Below are 17,482 nucleotides of genomic sequence, written 5' to 3'. Positions count from 1 at the left end.
CTTCCTGCGAAACCGGCCTGCTTGTTAAGTTTTACCGACGATACCCAGGCTTTCCATAACCCTGGCGGCATTATCCTTGCAGTCCACATCCTCCGGTTTTGCATCGATCAATTGAATCAACGACAAAAGATGGGCCTTGTTTTGCGCCAGGCGTACTTCCAGCGATTCGATATCGGCTATCTTCTTTTTGAGCGCAGCCATCAATTCATCATGTTTCCATGATGAACTATCTTCCGGCAAGACTTGCTTGATTTCGTCCAGGGAAAAGCCCGCCTGCTGCGCGTCGCTGATAATCGACAGTACCGCCACCGCTTCCAGCGGATAGTCGCGGTAGCCGTTCGATTGGCGGCTCACGGCTTTCAACAAGCCCTTGGATTCGTAGAACCGGATCGTGGACGCCGCCAAGCCGCTGCGCTTGGCCAATTCGCCAATTTTCATTATTTTTCCCGCTGAAGTTGTAGTTTGTTATTCTCTAAAGCCTTGAGCAAAGCTTGCGCCACTTCCTTGCTGGAACCAGGGTTCTGGCCGGTGACGAGGCGGCCGTCCGTCAGCACGAAGCTGCCAAACGGGAAAAAGCCTTTGGCATACAGCGCCCCTTTGCTCTCGACCTCGCTTTGCAAAAGGTAGGGAACCTGGTCCTTAATGCCGGCAAGCGATTCTTCCAAGTTGGAAAATCCTGTCACGCTGCGCCCTTTTATCAGTGGCTCGCCCTTCTCGTCCTCCAGATCCAGCAAGCCAGCGGCGCCATGGCACACGGAGGAAACGACGCCGCCGTTGCGGTAGATGGCCTCGGCAATGCGTTTGAGGTCCTTGTTGCCCTTGAAATCCCACATCGTTCCATGGCCGCCCGTGTAGAAAACAGCCCCATAGGCAGCGGGATCGATGTCGGCCGCAGCTTTTGTCGATTGCAGCAATGCCATGAAAGCAGGATCACTCAGGTGACTTTTTGCCGCCTCATCCATGTACAGCCATCCCTGGCTGCGCTCATCCAGCGGCACCGCACCGCCGCTGGGACTGACGAAGTCGATGCCATACCCGGCTTCCTTCAGCACATCATACACATGCGTCAATTCCGTGAGCCACAGCCCCGTATGGTCGTTTCTGCTCGGATATCGGGAATGATTGGTCATGACTATCAGCACTTTTTCCATGGCCGGATCGCGCATGGGGGACACCGGTTCAGCAGCAACCATCTGCAGGAACAGCAAGGGCATGACAGCCAGGAGCAGTTTCTTGAAAACAGACATGGGATCGTCCTCCGAATAGTTGAGTAGTCTGGGCCATGTCCGCCGAACACAGCGTGATCAACTATAAGCTTAAAGCCAACTTGAATGTCAAGCGGCAGATCGGCTGCCACGGGATTTTTGTGGTTCAAGGGGAGCGGCCCTTCTTCAAACCAGTGTCCCGAACGCGACAGTGCGATTTTTTTTCGTTTCAGGGCTTGACCTTCAAGTTAGCTTAAAGCTTATCGTGAGGCTATCGCAACCTTGGAGATCAGCATGAAACCCTTTACCGCACTGACATTGCCCAATGGGACAGTCATTCCGAACCGCCTTGCCAAAGCCGCCATGGAAGAAAACATGGCCGACAAGGACCACGCGCCGTCAAAGGAGCTGATCCGCCTGTACCAGTCGTGGGCGGACGGCGGCGTTGGCCTGATGATCACCGGAAACGTGATGATCGACCGCCGCGCCATGACGGGACCCGGAGGGGTGGTGCTTGAGTCCGAGCAATTTGGCGCCCGCTTCGAGCAGTGGTCCCGCACCGCACGGTCACGCGGGGCGCAGATCTGGATGCAGATCAACCATCCAGGGCGCCAGATGCCTGCCGCCCTGGGACAGGAAACCATCGCGCCGTCTCCTGTGCCCATGGATATGGGTAACTTTTCCAGGCAATTTTCGGCGCCGCGCGAGATGACGGAGGCCGATATTGCCGACGTGAAGCAGCGCTTTGTCAACAGCGCCCGGCTGGCCGAGCGGTTTGGCTTTACGGGCGTGCAAATCCATGCGGCGCACGGTTACCTGATCAGCCAATTCCTCTCACCGCTGACCAATCAACGCACGGACCGCTGGGGCGGATCGCTGGAAAACCGGGCGCGCTTGCTGGTCGACGTCGTCAACGGGGTGCGGCAAGCCGTCGGCAAGGGCTTTGCCGTCGCGGTGAAGCTCAATTCGGCGGATTTCCAGAAAGGCGGCTTCAGTTCGGAAGATGCGAAGGAAGTCGTATCCATGCTCAACACCTTGGGCGTGGACTTGATTGAGTTGTCCGGCGGCAGTTATGAAGCGCCTGCCATGCATGGACAGACCCGCGATGGCCGCACGCTGGCCCGCGAAGCCTATTTCCTGGAGTTCGCCAAGGAGATTGCCACGGTGGCCAGCATGCCCCTCATGGTGACGGGCGGCATACGCCGCTACCAGGTGGTCGAGCAAGTGCTCGACAGCGGCATTGCCATGGCCGGCATGGGAACGGCGCTGGCGATCGATCCGCAATTGCCCAAGGCATGGCGCGCCGATCCATCGGCGAGCCCCCTGCTCAGGGCCATCACGTGGAAAAACAAGGTGCTGTCGTCCATCGCCTACATGGCGATGGTCAAGTACCAGCTGCGGCGCCTGAGCCAGGGCAAGCATACCAGGCCCCAGGTGGCGCCCGCCCTGGCGCTGCTGATGCAGCAATGGGAAACCGCCATCAGGAACCGCCAGTATCGCCGCAGGATGAATAGCGGGATTTGAACTGAATTTTTCCACATCCAACATTGAAGGTGCAAGCCATGAACATGAAAATTGCCGCGGCAGTCGCCGCCTCAGTATCGACATTGATGCTGAGTCTAGCCGCAAACCCGGCGCGGGCCGAAACTCCTGCCGAAAGCACGCCAGTCATCATCGATATCGCCGGCCATGCCGTCCCGGTGGCCGCTGGTGGCCTGTACGAGCGCTTCCGCTCAAATCCGCCCTTATCGGTCATTGCGTCGGAAGCGCCGGACCTTGACCTGAGCTGGTTCAAGGGCATGCAGAAAGAAAAGGTCGACATCGGCTTTGCCTCGTATTCGCCGAATTTCTATTACAAGAACCGCAAGATCACGGCGGTATTTACGGCCGACCTTTCCCGCTTGAAGGAATTGATGCCGGAAGACATATTGAAGGCAGTCCAGCCGCTGCAAGTGTGGCCAGGCCGGGGGGCCGTGGCGTTGACGGCCTACGCCTATGAATACTGCGACAACGACAGCTACAATGAAATTTCATTGGCGATTGTGACCAACAAGCCCGGCTCCACCAGTTTTGGCCCTTTGACCTTGCTGGGCCAATCGCTGTCCCATGATTTCTGGGGCTATGTGCTCAAGCTTCCCGTCAACACGGAACTGGCCAGGGTGCGTGGCGTGGTTGGCTACAACTTGCCAAAGTGGCTGACCGGTATCGACATACAGGAAACTGAAGCAAGCGTTTCCTTTGCCGTCACGGACAGCGCGACGGGCAAGCTGGATTTTGTTTTCGAAGGCAAAAAACTGGGCGACCTGTCGCACGAGGCCGAGGTGGTGAGCAACAGCTTCACCAACAAGGATGGCGCCGGCAAGCTGACGTATGGCTATGCCGTTTCACGTCTGCTGAGCCATGCATCGAGCACGCGCGCGGAATCGGTCGACCTGAAGCTGGGCGACGGCAGTTTTTCCACGTATATGAAATCATTGAAGCTGGGGAAGATGATGAGCTATGAATACGTGCCGGCCTTCCAGAATGCGCTGTATGCCCCGCAGCCGCTGGCGGCCCTCGGTGCCGGCAAGTGATTGGCTAAACAGCCGCCAGCGAAAAAGCACCGTTCCAGGTGCTTTTTTTATCGCCTCCCCTCCCGGTATATGTTGATGTAGATCAATCAATTTTCCTATTGTGTGCAGCAGAATATGATCATTCGCAAACCTCTGTTGAACAGACCATGGCAGAGTGCCTGCGTCCTGCATTTGCCACTACATAAGGAATAACATGATCCCCACCACCATGAAAGCCGCCGTTGTCGAACAGCTGGGTCAACCGCTGGTGCTGCGCGACGTCGCCGTGCCGGTGCCCGGTCCCGGCCAGATCCTCGTCAAGACGGAAGCGTGCGGCGTGTGCCACACGGACTTGCATGCGGCGCGCGGCGACTGGCCCGTCAAGCCGACGCCGCCGTTCATTCCCGGCCACGAAGGCATCGGCCTCGTGGTGGCCGTGGGCACGGGCGTGACGGAAGTGCAGCTGGGCGACCGGGTCGGCGTGCCCTGGCTTTACTCGGCGTGCGGCCATTGCGAACATTGCCTGGCAGCCTGGGAAACCGTCTGCGCCGAGGCGCAGTTCGGCGGCTACACCAAGAATGGCGGCTTCGCCGAATACATCCTGGCCGACCCGCGCTACGTCGCGCACATTCCGGCCGGCTTGTCCGCCGTGCAGGCGGCGCCCATCATCTGCGCCGGCGTGACCAGTTACAAGGGCATCAAGGAAACGGGCGCGCGGCCGGGCCAGTGGCTGGCCGTGTCCGGCATCGGCGGACTGGGCCACCTGGCCATCGAATATGCGGTGGCCATGGGCTTGCGCGTGGCGGCCGTCGACATCGATGAAGGCAAACTGGAGCACGCGCGCGCCCTGGGCGCCGAAGTGACCATCAATGCGCGCCAGGGCGATCCGGTTGCGGCCTTGCGCGAAGCGACCGGGGGCGGCGCCCACGGCGTGCTGATCACGGCGCCGTCGATCGATGCCTTCCAGCAAGGCGTGGCGATGACGCGCAAGCGCGGCACCTGCGTATTGGTCGGCTTGCCGCCGGGCGACTTCCCGACGCCGCTGTTCGACGTGGTCGCCAATTGCGTGACGATACGCGGCTCTTTTGTGGGCACGCGCCAGGACATGGCCGAGGCGCTCGCCTTCGCCGCCACGGGCAAGGTCAAGGCCGGCGTGGAATTGCAGCCGCTGTCGGCCATCAACGAGATCTTCAGCCGGCTGGAACATGGCCAGGTTGCCTCGCGCGTGGTGCTCGATTTCAGCGGCAGCTGAGCGGCACGCCGCCGGCAGGCTGCTCGGTGTGTCGTGCGACGGCAATGAGATTGATGTTGCTATGATGGCATTTCCTAAAAGACACACCGAGGATACACCGATGAAGAAATCCCTCTCCCGCCTGCTGGCCTGCGCCGCCCTCGCCTGGTCGTTTTCGGCCAGTGCGGCAGACTCGGCCCCGGCTACGCTACCCGGACACTATTACCTGCAAGGCGTCATGGAAACGGGCTCCGAACTGCTGCTGAAAAAGGACGGCACCTTCGAATGGATGCTCAGCTATGGCAATACCGACGAGCAAGCCAGCGGCGAGTGGCGCGTTGCCGGCGACGTGGTGACCCTGGAGGCGGGCAACGGCGGCAAGGAGCCGCAGTTTCGCGTGTTCGAGGAAGCGGAAATGCGCATCCAGAAACCCGCAGAAGCAGGCCTGTGGGTGGCCATCGTCGGCTACCCCCAAGTAGGGCCGATGCCCGGCGTGGAAGTGAAGTTCGAAGCGCAAAGCGGCAAGACGGCCACGGCCGTCAGCGTGGCGAACGGCGACGCCATCGTCCGCATGCCGGCGTCGGAACGCTGGGTGCGCGCCGGCCTGCGCCGCCAGGGATCGAAGGCCGACTATCAATGGCTGGCCGTGCCGCCCGCGCGCGCGCAGGAACGCATCGCCGCGTTCGCCGTCACCGATCCCCAGTGGTTGCGGGGCCAGGCTTTCCAGAAGCTGGCCTTGCGCGTCGTCGAGGGCGGCCTGAAGGTCGACGATGCGGACAACGGACTGGCCAGGGGCCTGTACGCGAAAGCGGCATCGAAGCAATAACCTTCCCCCCTCGTTTCATTCTCCTGGCGGCTTGTCCGGGTCAAGAACATTGACCCGGACGACGCTGTTTGCGCCCGCGCACGCCCGTGCGCCGTTGACACCCCGCACTGTCTGTCCTATAGTCGCCGGGTTAACGACAAATGAGAATGAGAATCATGTTCAGTTCTATCAAGAAATGGCTCGTGTGCTATCCGCTCGTGGCCGCCAGCCTCAGCCTCTTACTGGCAGGCGGCGCGCAAGCGCAAGTGGCCGACCAGGGCGCCGGCGCCAAGCAGTTGTGGCAATTGATCGATTATGTTGCCGTCGATTACAGCGGCGCCGTCGAGCACGGCAAAGTGGTCAGCGAGGCGGAATACGCGGAAATGCTCGATTTCACGGACAACGCGACGACGCAGATCGCCGCCCTGCCCGCCCACGCTTCCAAGGCGGCCATTGCCGCCGCCATCGCCGACCTGCGCAAAGCCGTCGTCGCCAAGGCGGACGGCGTGGAAGTCAAGCGCCTGGCGCACCACGCGAACGGCTTGCTGATTGCCGCCTACCCGATTCCCGTGGCGCCGAAAGTGCTGCCCAACCTGGCGCGCGGCGCGGCCCTGTACGCGGCCCAGTGCGCGTCTTGCCACGGCGTGGCCGGCGGCGGCGACGGCCCCCTGGCGGCCAGCCTGGAACCGAAACCGATCGCCTTCACGGATGGCGAACGGGCGCAGTCGCGCAGCCTGATGGCCCTGTACCAGGTCATTTCGCAAGGCGTGTCCGGCACCTCGATGGCCAGTTTCGGCCAGTTGTCCGAGAACGAGCGCTGGGATCTGGCGTTCTATATCGGCGGCATGTCGCACGACGCGGCGGCAAGCGCGCGCGGCGAAAAGCTGTGGCAGGACGATCCGCGCAGCAAAAAGCTGTACGCCGACCTGGCTGCCGTGACGACCCTGACGCAGGAAGCCGTGGCCGCCAAGCTGGGCGCGGACGAAGCGCAAGCGCTGACGGCCTACCTGCGCAGCCACCCGGACAAGGCCGAGGCGCACAAGCCGGCCGGCCTGGCCCTGTCCCGCTTGCGCCTGGCGGAAAGCCTGGCCGCCATGCATGCGGGCGACCGCGCGGGCGCCACGCGCCTGGGCCTGTCCGCCTACCTGGACGGCTTCGAGCCGATCGAGCCGATGGTCGGCGCGCGCAACAAATCCTTGCTGCTGGCCGTGGAAAACGCCATGCTGGCGTACCGTTCCGCCGTGGCCAAGGGCACGGTGGCCGACGCCGAGGCGGCGGGAGAAAAGCTGCAGCAACTGTTTACCCACGTGGAAGCGGAGCTGGGCGACGCCAAGGCCGAGCCGATGACGACCTTTGTCGGCGCCCTGACGATCCTGCTGCGCGAAGGCGTGGAAGCGCTGCTGATCGTGATCGGCATCATCGCCTTCCTGCGCAAGGCCAAGCGCAACGATGTGCTGCCCTACGTGCATGCGGGCTGGGCCAGCGCACTGGTGGCAGGCGGCCTGACGTGGGTGGCGGCAACGTATCTGGTGACCATCAGCGGCGCCAGCCGTGAAGTGAGCGAAGGACTCGGTTCCGTATTTGCAGCCCTGGTCTTGCTCAGCGTGGGCTTGTGGATGCACCAGAAGAGCAGCGCCGGGCGCTGGCAGGAATACCTGCACGAAAAACTCACGGCGGCGATGTCGCGGCGCTCCGCCTGGGGCCTGTTCGCCCTGGCCTTCATCGCCGTCTACCGCGAAGTCTTTGAAACCGTGCTGTTCTATTCCGCCCTGGCGGCGGACGGCAATGGCGGCGCCCTGCTGGGCGGCTTCCTCGTGGCCATCGTGCTGCTGGTGGTGATCGCCTGGGCCTTGCTGCGCACGAGCGCCCGCATGCCGATCGGCAAATTCTTCTCGTGGACGTCCGCCTTCGTGGCCGTGCTGGCCGTGATTTTGATGGGCAAAGGCGTGGCCGCGCTGCAGGAAGCGGGCTGGGTCGGCGTCACCCCCGTCGATTTCATGCGCGTCGACTTGCTGGGCATCCTGCCGACCCTGGAAACCTTGCTGGCGCAGGCTGCCATCCTGGCCATCATCGTCGCCGGCTATGGCTGGAACCGTTTCTCGGCAGGCAAGCACAAGCTGGCCTGACCCTGTGACGCCCCGCAGTAACTGAAAGCCCCCCGATAGCTGCCTGCAGCTATCGGGGGCTTTTACATTGCGGCTGCTTATCGCGTCACTGCCCCTGGGGATGTGGCGGCGCTGTGCACTTGCACCCCTGCCAGCCAGGTTTCCTCCACCACGATGTCGCGCAGCTTGCGCACGTTCTCGTCCAGCGGGTCTTGCGCCAGGATCACCAGGTCGGCCCGCTTGCCGGCTTCCAGCGAGCCCACCAGATGATCCATGTGGCAATGCCAGGCGGCATCAAGCGTGACGGCGCGCAATCCCGCCATGCGGCTGATGCGCTCATCCGGATTCAGCACCTCTTTCCCTGGCGCACCTTCCATGGTGCGGAACACCGCCTGCTCCATCATGCGCAAGGGGCCCAGCGGCGAGACGAAATGGTCCGAGTGCAAGCTGATGTGCATGCCCGCATTCAATGCCGAGTGGCAACGGTCCAGCAACTGGGCCCGCTCCTGGCCAAAAATGGTCTGCTGGAAGGTGTGTCCCCAATAGCCGACGTGGCCGATGAGGAAACTGGGGTTCAGCTGCAGCGTCGCCATTTTCGTGATGGCCTCGTCATTCAGCAGCGAGGCGTGCTCGACGCGCAGGCGCAGCTGGCGCCGCTTTTTCGCTTCCTCTTCGCTGATGCCGCCTGGCCGTGGCGTCAATACCTTGTCGTAGCTGTGCAGCACATATTCCACCGCCTTGTCGCCGTTGGCGTGCACCAGCACGGGCCAGCCGCGCCCCACTGCCTTGTCCAGCATGCGGGAAAACACGGACGTGTCGGGGTAATTGCTCAAGCCGGTGGGCGGCACCTCAGGTATCGAATGTTCATCCGAGCAGGCATAGGGCTGGCTCTGGTAACCGGTCAAGCCCTGGTTGGAGCCGTCCGCGATCAGCTTGATCGCCTTGATGCTGAAACGCTGGTCGCCGTGATTGTCCAGGTCCGGCTTGTAATGATCGAGCCAATTGTCCAGTGCCTTTTCGTCGGGTTTGGTGAACAGCGCGGCGCCGATGCGCACGGGACCGAGATGGGCCGCCAGCTTGAGCAAGCCGATTTCCACCAGCGGCGCATCGGTGGCGCCCAGGCCCGCGTCGAAGACGCTGGTAAAGCCCATGGCCGAGGCGTTGTCCAGCACCTGCTTCAGGCACGCGATAAACTCCGGCAGCTTGGGCAGCGGCGCAACCAGCAGCGCCTTGGCGATCCTGATTTCGGTCAGCACGCCGGAAGGGCTATCCTCGATGTTCGCCGCCTTCAGTGCCGCGGTATTGAGATAGGCCAGGTGGCCGGACGAGTTCATCAGCAGGATGGGCACCGTGCTGCTCAGCTTATCGAGCTCGCTGGCGGTGATGTCTTCCCACGACAGCATCAGCGAGGGATCGACGCCGAAGCCCAGCACCCAAGGGTTGCCTTTCTTGTCTTTCGGCAGCTGGTCCGGCTGCCCCAGCGCCGCGCCAATTCGCCAACTGATGCTCTTGAAACTGTATTCCGGATCCAGTTCCTGCTGCCGGGGTGCGCTCAGGAACGGCGTGAGCGACAGCCAGCTCTTGTACAGCGCGCTGGGCAGGATGTGCATATGGGGTTCGACAAAGCCCGGCAGCAAGGTGCGGCCGCCCAGGTCCACCTCGCTTGCCTGGTGCGGCTGCATGGCCTGGCGCACTTCGTGCAGCGTGCCGGTGGCAATGATGGTGCCGCCGGCGATACCCAGCGCCGCCACCTGGTCGCTGCCATCCGCGGCCATGGTATGAATGTTACCGTTATGGAAAATCGTCGCTTGCGGCGTCAGTTTCTGGGCGTGCTGGGGATATGCCTGCTGGAACGCCGCGTCCAGTTCACCGCTGAGTGCGGTTCCCGTCAACAGGCCGCTTGTCAGCGTAGGCAGGTGTGGCAGGTTGCAGCAGGCGCAACCGAGGTGGTCATGGCTCATGCAGATTCCTATCAGAGGTTAATAATTTAAATCAATGAAGTCATCCTTTATTCCGGCTCGAATATACCCAGCAACAGAATATCGGGGAAACGCGACGCCTGGACTGGCTTGCTTTTTGCCAGTAACTTCTTCGAAGCATAACGAATTGCCGATCAAAAAAACTCAAACATTGTCACGTCAATGCAAATGGCGGCGCGGCTGCTTTCCATTTCTTGCCTTGAATTTATTTTCTGCAATGCCTCCCATATAGTTTCCCTGAAGTAAATATATGGCTATTTATCGGCCTGTGACAATTGAATAGTAAATCTTTTAAAAATCCAACTATATTCAGCATTGCAGTGATGACACCGGCCGCCCGGATTCCGGCCGCATCCGCAATAGCCCATCCATTGAACGCAGCACCAACGAAAGCTTACCGATGAAAATTCAACGCGCAACAACCTGGTCGCTTGGTCTTATCGTGGCAGGCGCCCTGTTCTCTTCCCAAGCCTATGCGGCGAAAATCCCCGATTGCGGCAAAAGGGAGCCGAGCAAAACCCTGCCCACCCCGCAAAATAGCGAATACGATGCATACCGCAACGCGAAAACGAGCGCCGTGGCGGGCGGTCCGGGCAATACCGTCTTCAATAATAATGAAAAGCGTCTCCCTGCCGCCGGCAAGGACGAGATTTATTATGAATATTATCTGGGTATCGGCGGCGATGGCGGAGCAGGTTCGCATCGTGCGGTATTGCTCGTGCAGACTCCGGCGGGTAAACGCAAGCTGCTGGAACGCTATTACACGCAAGACCACTATGCTTCCTTTTGCAGCCTGAAGAACTAATCGTTCTTTATTAATTTCCAGCGTTATTCAAGCGGCTCTGGTAGATTCCTGGTGCCGCTTGAAATACCCGCATATCACGCTCGATATTCAACTGCGCTGACTGCGCTTATTTAATGGATATTAGCGGACGCCCGCAAGACAGGCTTTGATCTGCAACAAGTCATTGCCCTCCGTGTCATTCGCCATATTCCATATATCAACGGCGCCAGCCAGTCGCGAAACCGGTCCGCGGGCAGCACCACGGCGCTGAAATCGAACGCCTGCCATTGGTCCTCCCGTGTCGGCACCGGGCTCATAAATGCCGCGCCAGGCGCCCGAAGTGCGGCGCGCTACCGCCGCGCAGCAAGGCGATCACATGGCGATGCCCGCGCCGAAAGCGGTGGGTAACAGTAGCGCGTTCATCAGGCGCTGCTTACGCATGGTGGATCGGCGCGAACGATGCGGCAAACAGATCTGGCCGGTAACCGGCGGCATTGAACAGGTGAGCGCAGGATTCGTCGATCGCGCAGCGCAGCCTTGCCTGGTCCACCCCCAGCACGACGCCACCGCGTTTGCGCACGCGCCCGTTGATGATGACGGTATCGATATTGCTGCGCTCTGCCGCGTGCACCACGGTACCGATGGCGTTGTTGACCGGGTAGAGGTTGAGGTCGCCGGTGCGTATCAACACCAGGTCGGCCTGCTTGCCAGGCGCCAGGCTGCCGATGCGTTGCTCCAGCCCCGCACACGCGGCACCGTCTATCGTGGCCGCCTCCAGCAAGCGAAACGCATCGGTGGGCGCCGCCGCATGGTGATGTCCATGCAGGCGCTGGGTATGCCCCAGGACCCGCTGCAGGTAGAACGCCACGCGCATCTCCATGAACATGTCGCCGCTGTACGAGGTCTCGTTGTCGACACTGAGGCCGGGGCGTATGCCGTGCTGGAACGCCGCCTGCCAGGCGTTCATGCCATCCTCGATACCGTAGTGGGCATCCGAACGCGGGCATACATTGACGCGCACGCCTGCCTCGCGCAAGATTTTCCAGCCCGATTCCGGCAGGCAGGTGCAGTGGTTGAAGATGTTGTCGCTGCCAAGCATTCCCTGCTGGTGCAGGCCTTCGAGCTCGGCTGCCATGCCACCGCCAAAAAACTCGGTCACGATGGGAATGCCCAGTGCCCGCGCGACGGCCCACTGCTCCGGTTCCAGCTGCGCCATCATGGCCAGCGTCACCAGGCTGCCGGGATTGGCAAAATACTTGGCCTGCAGGCGCGCGAGGTTGCCCGGCCAATGCGCCTCATCCCAGTCGCCCGATACGGGCGCACCGGATGCGTGCACGGCGCGGATGCCCGTATCGAGCAAGGCTTCGACGGCCGCGTCGGAGTGCGCCGCGGTGCGGCTGTTATGGGAGTTGTCGATCACGGTCGTGATGCCGGCGTCGATGCAGCCCAATGCCGTGAGCAGGTTGCCCACGTAAATGTCGCGCGGCCGGTAGTACTTGGCAAACGAGAAATGGGTGGCGTTGCAATAGTCCTCGAGCGTCGCCGCATTCGGGTTGATGCGGCGCAGCTGGCCTTCCCAGGAATGGCGATGGGTATCGACCATGCCCGGAATGGCGATCATCTGTGCGGCATCGATCACTTCGGCACCGTCGGCCTCCAGGTGCACGCCGATGGCGGCAATGGCGCCGTCGGCGATCAGGATGTCGCCCTTGGGCAAATTGCCGACCTTGCCATCCATGCTGATGATCGTCGCGCCGCGGATCAGCATCGTGCGGGGGATCGGGGCCAGTGGCGCCAGCACAGCCGGCAATTGAGTCACTTGTTCAAGCATGCTTGCTTCCTGCGATAAGTAATGGGTTGCACGCAGTCTAGTGCAGGCAAGCAGGCGGAAAAAGTAGCGGCGGGCGTTTTCAGCATGCAGAAAATCCGAACAATGTTGGGTTATAGTGCCGTTTCCTTTAGCGCCACACGGACAAGACATGGATCGCGTACAAGCAATGCAGGTATTCCTTCGCGTGGTCGAGAGCAGGAGTTTTGTGCGTGCGGCAGAGACCCTGGGCTTGCCCGCATCGTCCGTCACCGGCATCATCAAGCGGCTGGAAAAACACTTGCAGACGCGCCTGCTGAACCGTTCCACCAGAAACCTCAGCCTGACACCCGAAGGCGAGCGCTATTTCCACCGCTGCCGCGAAATACTCGACCTCATCGACGACACCGAAGCGAGCCTGCAAGGCCCGGGCGAGCGCCCGCAAGGAAGGCTGCGCGTGGATATGCCAGGCGGCATTGCCCATGCCGTGATCCTGCCGCAGTTGCGGCAATTCCAGCAGCGCTACCCGGATATCTACCTGATGATCGGCGTCAATGATCGCCAGGTGGACTTGATACAGGAGGGAGTCGATTGCGTCATCCGCACCGGCAGCCTGGAAGACTCGGCGCTGGTGGCGCGCCGCTTGGGCGAGCTGCGCTGGATCACCTGCGCGGCGCCGTCCTACCTGGCCGAACACGGTGTTCCCGAGGTCCTGGAGGATTTGCAGCGACACCGGGCCGTCCACTACTTTTCCGGCAAGACGCGGCGGGAGAGCGATCTGCATTTCGTCGACGATGGCGTCCGCGTCGCGGTGCCGGTCCCTGGCACGGCCGCGGTCAACGAGACGGGGCTGTACATCAAGCTGGGCCTCGACGGCCACGGCCTGATGCAGCTGGCCGGGATCCTGGTGCGCGACCATTTGCAGGTTGGAGCATTGGTCGAGGTGCTGGCCGACAGGCGGCCGACACCGGTGCCGGTATCGCTGCTCTATCCCCACCACCGCTTTCTCTCCCCTGCAATGCGGGCCTTCACCGACTGGACTACCGAGCTGTTCAGCAACGCCCGCCTGATTTGACCGCGCCGAGCGCCGCCCGCAGGCGCGGCGCATCGCGTGCACGCTGTTGGAAATTGCGATATGATGATCATCATGCAGAATTCACCCAACAAGTCAGCGGCCAGAATCACGGCGCAAAGCCGCAAGGAAGCCACCCACGAACGCATCGTCGAGGTGGCCACGCGCGCCATCCGCCGCAGCGGTTATGCGGGCACGGGCGTGGCCGACATCATGAAGGAAGCGGGCCTGACGCACGGCGGCTTTTATGCGCACTTCGCCTCGCGCGACGCCCTGCTGGCCGAAGCGGGCGACCGCGCGGGCGCCGAAGCGGTGGCGCTGGCGGCCAGGGTGGCGGCTGCCGCCCCTCCCGGCCAGGCCCTGCAGGCGATGATGGCCGCGTATCTGTCGCCCGAACACATCGCCGCCATCGAGGTGGGCTGCCCCGTCTCGGCGCTGGGTTCGGAAATGCCGCGCCAGGCGCCCGAAGTGCGGCGCGCCGCCACCATCCACATCAAGGAAATGATCGACCTGTTCGCCCGCCAGCTGCCGAACTGGGGCCAGCCCGAAGCACACGCGCAAGCCATGGCGACGGTGTGCGCCCTGATCGGCACCACCATCCTGGCCCGTGCCGTCGACGAACCGGCCCTGTCGGACGCGCTGTGCGCAGCCACGCTGGCGCAATTGCAAGCGACCGGCTAATCGCACCGCCCGTGGCGCTGATCCGTCCCGGGCTTTTTTTTCAACATCAATATGATGATCGTCATATTTTATATCCCACGCTGTCAATCACTGAAGGAACTGCCATGAAAAACAAGCAAATTGCCCTGGTCACCGGCGCCTCGTCCGGCATCGGCGCGGCCACGGCCCAGCGCCTGACGCAAGCGGGCTACACGGTGTACGGCACCAGCCGCCGCGGCGACCAGGCGGCCGCGCCCGGCCATGCGATGCTGGCGCTCGACGTCACCAGCGATGCGTCCGTCGCCGCCGCCGTGGCCGAGGTGATGCGGCGCGAAGGCCGCATCGACCTGCTGGTGAATAACGCCGGTTTCGGCGTGGCCCCGGCGGGCGCCGAAGAAAGCAGCATGGCGCAGGCGCAAGCCATCTTCGACACGAATTTCTTCGGCGTCGTGCGCATGACGCAAGCCGTGCTGCCGCACATGCGGGCCCAGGGCGGCGGGCGCATCCTCAATATCGGTTCCGTCGTGGGCTTCCTGCCCATGCCTTACGGCGCGCTGTATTCGGCCACCAAGCACGCCATCGAGGGCTACACGGAATCGCTCGACCATGAAGTGCGGGGCTGGGGCATCCGCGCCAGCGTCATCGAGCCGGCCTATACGAAAACCACGTTCGAAGCCAATCTGCTGGCGCCCGACACCCCGCTGTCCGCCTACCGGCAGGTGAGCGCGGCCGTCATGCGCCGGCTGCAGGCACTGATGGCCGCAGCCGATGACCCTGGCGTCGTGGCCGATACCGTCCTGGCGGCGGCGCAGGCAAGCCGGCCCAAGCTGCGCTACACGGCCGGGCCGCTGGCGGCGCGCCTGCGCCTGATGCGCCGGTTCATGCCCGCCGCGCTGCTGGACGCCGGCTTGCGCAAGGACCTGCGCCTGGCCTGAGCCCCGGCGTCCTTTTCAGCTATCAGGGAGAACTTCATGCAAGCATTGCAACTCAAACAATACGGCGGCCTGGATCATGTGGCGTTTGCCGAACTGCCCCGCCCCACTCCCGGCCCCGGCGAACTGCTGGTGCGGGTGCACGCCGCGGGCCTGAACCCCATCGACAACCTGATTCCCAAGGGCGACTTCAAGCCGATTTTAAGAATGCGCTTGCCGGCCACCCTGGGCAGCGACCTGGCCGGCGTGGTGGTGGAAGTCGGCAGCGGCGTCACGCGTTTTCAAGCGGGCGACGCCGTGTATGCGAGTATCTTCGACACGCCATACGGCAGCCTGGCCGAGTTTGCCGTCGTGCCCGAGCAGGCGGCCGCGCTGAAACCGGCGAACCTCGATTTCGTGCAGGCGGCGTCGATTCCCATGGTAGGCCTGACGGCCTGGCAAGCCATGCAGGAACGCATGCAGCTCACGGCCGGCCAGAAAGTGTTCATTCCGGCCGGGTCCGGCGGTATCGGCACGTTCGCCATCCAGCTGGCCAAACACCTGGGCGCCCGCGTGGGCACCACCACCAGCACGGCAAACGTGGAGCTGGTGCGCGGCCTGGGCGCCGATGACGTGGTCGACTACAAGCAACAGCCATTCGAGGACGTGCTGCGCGACTACGACGCCGTGCTGGGCACGGTGCGCGGCGACGGGCTGGAAAAAGCCTTGCGCATCGTCAAGCCTGGCAGCCACGTCGTCTCGCTGGTCGGCCCGCCGGACGCCGCTTTCGCCCGCGCGCGCGGCATGAACGTGGTGCTGAAGCTGGTGTTTGGTTTGCTCAGCCGCAAGATCATCGGCCTGGCGAAGCGACGCGGCGCCAGCTATGCCTTCCACTTCGTGCGTCCCGACGGCGGCCAGCTGGCGCAGATCGCCAGCCTGCTCGAAGCGGGTACCATCCGTCCCGTCATCGACAAGGTGTTTCCTTTTACGGAGGCAAAACAGGCGCTGGCCTACCTGGCGCAGGGGCGCGCGCGGGGCAAGGTGGTGGTGCAACTGGCCGTGCCTTGAGTTACCCCTGGATTGCTTTTTACGCCGTGACTATGTGTGAGTTTTTTGTTGGCAATTTCCTCCATACTCGTTGTCAACCCCATGCCTATTGATACCGCTCAATCTCCATAAAGGTAGCTCATGCGCTTTTTCCGGAACTGCTGCTGGCTCGCGATCACTCTGGGGGCCGGCATCGGCCATGCCGCCGAACCGGGCGTCACCGAGACGCAAGTCCGGCTGGGCATGGTCAATGCCCAGACGGGGGCGGCGTCGGGGCTGGGGCGGGCCATGCTCGACGGCGCGACGGCTGTTTTCCAGGAGGCGAACCAGCGCGGCGGCATCCATGGCCGCAGCATCGAGCTGGTGGTCGCCGACGACGGCTACGATCCGGACCGCGCCATCAGCGAAACGCTCAGACTGGTCGAGGAAAAACAGGTGTTCGCCCTGTTCGGCAACGTGGGCACGCCCACCACCAACGCCGTCATACCGATCGTCCAGGAAATGAAGGTGCCGCTGGTGGGCGCATTTACGGGCGCGATGACCTTGCGCCGCCCCGTGGTGCATGAAATCATCAACTTCCGCGCCAGTTATGACGATGAGTCCGATGCCCTGGTGCAGTATTTCACCAGCCGGGGCGTCAAGCGCTTTGGCGTGCTGTACCAGGATGACGGTTTCGGCAATGCCGTGCTCGACGGCACCGTGCGCGCCCTGCAGCGGCGCGGCATGGCGCTCGTTGCCAAGGGTTCCTTCCAGCGCGGCACCACGGCCGTCAAGGCGGGCTTGGCGGCGCTGATCGGGCACGACCTGCAAGCGGTGGTCATGGCCGGCCCCTACACGCCGGTGGCGGCGTTCGTGCGCGAGGCCAGCCAGGCCGGGCTGAAGGCGGCCCTGTCCACGGTGTCGTTTGTCGGCACGGACAGCCTGCTGCAACTGCTGGGCAAGGAAGGCGACAACATGGTCATTTCGCAGGTAGTGCCCCTGCCGGAAGAACACCAGCTGCCCATCGCCGCCGACTGCGCCGCCCTGCTGGCCAGGCACGTGCCGGCGGCCAGGCTGTCTTTTGTCAGTTTCGAAGGCTGCATCTCGGCTACCCTGATGGTGGCGGCGCTGCGCCGCGCGGGCGCCGATCTCACGCGCGAACGCCTGATCCGGAGCTTCGAAACGTTCGACCGGCTCGATCTGGGCGGCTTGCGGGTCACGCTGGGCCCGGACAACCACCAGGCGTCGACGGCCGTCTTCCTGACCCGCATTGCCGACGGCAGGATCGTTCCTGCCGACCCGGCGCCCGGCGCGAAGTGATGCGCGCGCCCCTCTCCTGGAGCCT

At 62.8% G+C, this 17,482-nt stretch carries 15 protein-coding genes; 11 read left to right on the top strand and 4 right to left on the bottom strand.

Features of this window, described 5'->3' with window-relative positions; translation table 11 throughout:
- Positions 1-24: 24 nt before the first annotated feature.
- Positions 25-438 (bottom strand): MerR family transcriptional regulator, encoded by a 414-nt coding sequence (locus NCG91_RS04270; RefSeq protein WP_251348706.1) that lies wholly within the window; start codon positions 436-438, stop codon positions 25-27.
- Entirely contained in the window at positions 438-1,247 is an 810-nt protein-coding gene (locus tag NCG91_RS04265; protein ID WP_251348705.1) for a type 1 glutamine amidotransferase domain-containing protein, read from the bottom strand. Before NCG91_RS04265 ends, NCG91_RS04270 begins: the two co-directional genes overlap by 1 nt.
- 252 nt (positions 1,248-1,499) lie before the next feature.
- Here NCG91_RS04265 and NCG91_RS04260 point away from each other — a divergent pair, with 252 nt between their 5' ends.
- The 5 genes from NCG91_RS04260 (at position 1,500) to NCG91_RS04240 (ending at position 7,919) form a co-directional block, all read left to right on the top strand.
- Positions 1,500-2,729: an NADH:flavin oxidoreductase/NADH oxidase family protein gene (locus NCG91_RS04260; RefSeq protein ID WP_251348704.1), complete on the top strand. Its 1,230-nt coding sequence runs from the start codon at positions 1,500-1,502 to the stop codon at positions 2,727-2,729.
- Positions 2,730-2,815: 86 nt separating this feature from the next.
- The gene (locus NCG91_RS04255; RefSeq protein WP_251348703.1) at positions 2,816-3,778 is read left to right on the top strand and encodes an acetoacetate decarboxylase (ADC); all 963 of its coding nucleotides are present in this window, start codon (positions 2,816-2,818) and stop codon (positions 3,776-3,778) included.
- Positions 3,779-3,974: 196 nt separating this feature from the next.
- Positions 3,975-5,009: a zinc-dependent alcohol dehydrogenase gene (locus NCG91_RS04250; protein ID WP_251349216.1), complete on the top strand. Its 1,035-nt coding sequence runs from the start codon at positions 3,975-3,977 to the stop codon at positions 5,007-5,009.
- Positions 5,010-5,109: 100 nt separating this feature from the next.
- Positions 5,110-5,814: a copper resistance protein NlpE gene (locus NCG91_RS04245; RefSeq protein ID WP_251348702.1), complete on the top strand. Its 705-nt coding sequence runs from the start codon at positions 5,110-5,112 to the stop codon at positions 5,812-5,814.
- Positions 5,815-5,969: 155 nt separating this feature from the next.
- Entirely contained in the window at positions 5,970-7,919 is a 1,950-nt protein-coding gene (locus tag NCG91_RS04240) for a cytochrome c/FTR1 family iron permease (protein ID WP_251348701.1), read from the top strand.
- A 77-nt stretch (positions 7,920-7,996) separates the two neighbouring features.
- On the opposite strand, the gene NCG91_RS04235 is transcribed toward NCG91_RS04240, so the two are convergent.
- Entirely contained in the window at positions 7,997-9,859 is a 1,863-nt protein-coding gene (locus NCG91_RS04235; protein WP_251348700.1) for an amidohydrolase, read from the bottom strand.
- Positions 9,860-10,277: 418 nt separating this feature from the next.
- Here NCG91_RS04235 and NCG91_RS04230 point away from each other — a divergent pair, with 418 nt between their 5' ends.
- Positions 10,278-10,682 (top strand): ribonuclease domain-containing protein, encoded by a 405-nt coding sequence (locus NCG91_RS04230; protein WP_251348699.1) that lies wholly within the window; start codon positions 10,278-10,280, stop codon positions 10,680-10,682.
- 412 nt (positions 10,683-11,094) lie between these two features.
- On the opposite strand, the gene NCG91_RS04225 is transcribed toward NCG91_RS04230, so the two are convergent.
- On the bottom strand, positions 11,095-12,492 hold the full coding sequence (locus NCG91_RS04225) for an amidohydrolase family protein (protein ID WP_251348698.1): 1,398 nt from the start codon (positions 12,490-12,492) through the stop codon (positions 11,095-11,097).
- Between the two features lie 148 nt (positions 12,493-12,640).
- On the opposite strand from NCG91_RS04225, the gene NCG91_RS04220 reads away from it, so the two are divergent.
- From NCG91_RS04220 to NCG91_RS04200, 5 genes are all read left to right on the top strand, one after another.
- On the top strand, positions 12,641-13,543 hold the full coding sequence (locus NCG91_RS04220) for a LysR family transcriptional regulator (RefSeq protein ID WP_251348697.1): 903 nt from the start codon (positions 12,641-12,643) through the stop codon (positions 13,541-13,543).
- Positions 13,544-13,603: 60 nt separating this feature from the next.
- Positions 13,604-14,221: a TetR/AcrR family transcriptional regulator gene (locus NCG91_RS04215; protein ID WP_251348696.1), complete on the top strand. Its 618-nt coding sequence runs from the start codon at positions 13,604-13,606 to the stop codon at positions 14,219-14,221.
- A gap of 104 nt (positions 14,222-14,325) precedes the next feature.
- Positions 14,326-15,135 (top strand): oxidoreductase, encoded by an 810-nt coding sequence (locus NCG91_RS04210; RefSeq protein ID WP_251348695.1) that lies wholly within the window; start codon positions 14,326-14,328, stop codon positions 15,133-15,135.
- 36 nt (positions 15,136-15,171) lie between these two features.
- Positions 15,172-16,179: an NADP-dependent oxidoreductase gene (locus NCG91_RS04205; RefSeq protein ID WP_251348694.1), complete on the top strand. Its 1,008-nt coding sequence runs from the start codon at positions 15,172-15,174 to the stop codon at positions 16,177-16,179.
- Between the two features lie 120 nt (positions 16,180-16,299).
- The gene (locus NCG91_RS04200) at positions 16,300-17,457 is read left to right on the top strand and encodes an ABC transporter substrate-binding protein (protein WP_251348693.1); all 1,158 of its coding nucleotides are present in this window, start codon (positions 16,300-16,302) and stop codon (positions 17,455-17,457) included.
- Positions 17,458-17,482: the final 25 nt, after the last annotated feature.

Origin of the sequence: Janthinobacterium kumbetense (assembly GCF_023703445.1) — a bacterium.
Lineage (GTDB): Bacteria > Pseudomonadota > Gammaproteobacteria > Burkholderiales > Burkholderiaceae_D > Janthinobacterium > Janthinobacterium kumbetense.
This window is presented reverse-complemented; position numbering and strand designations above follow the sequence as displayed.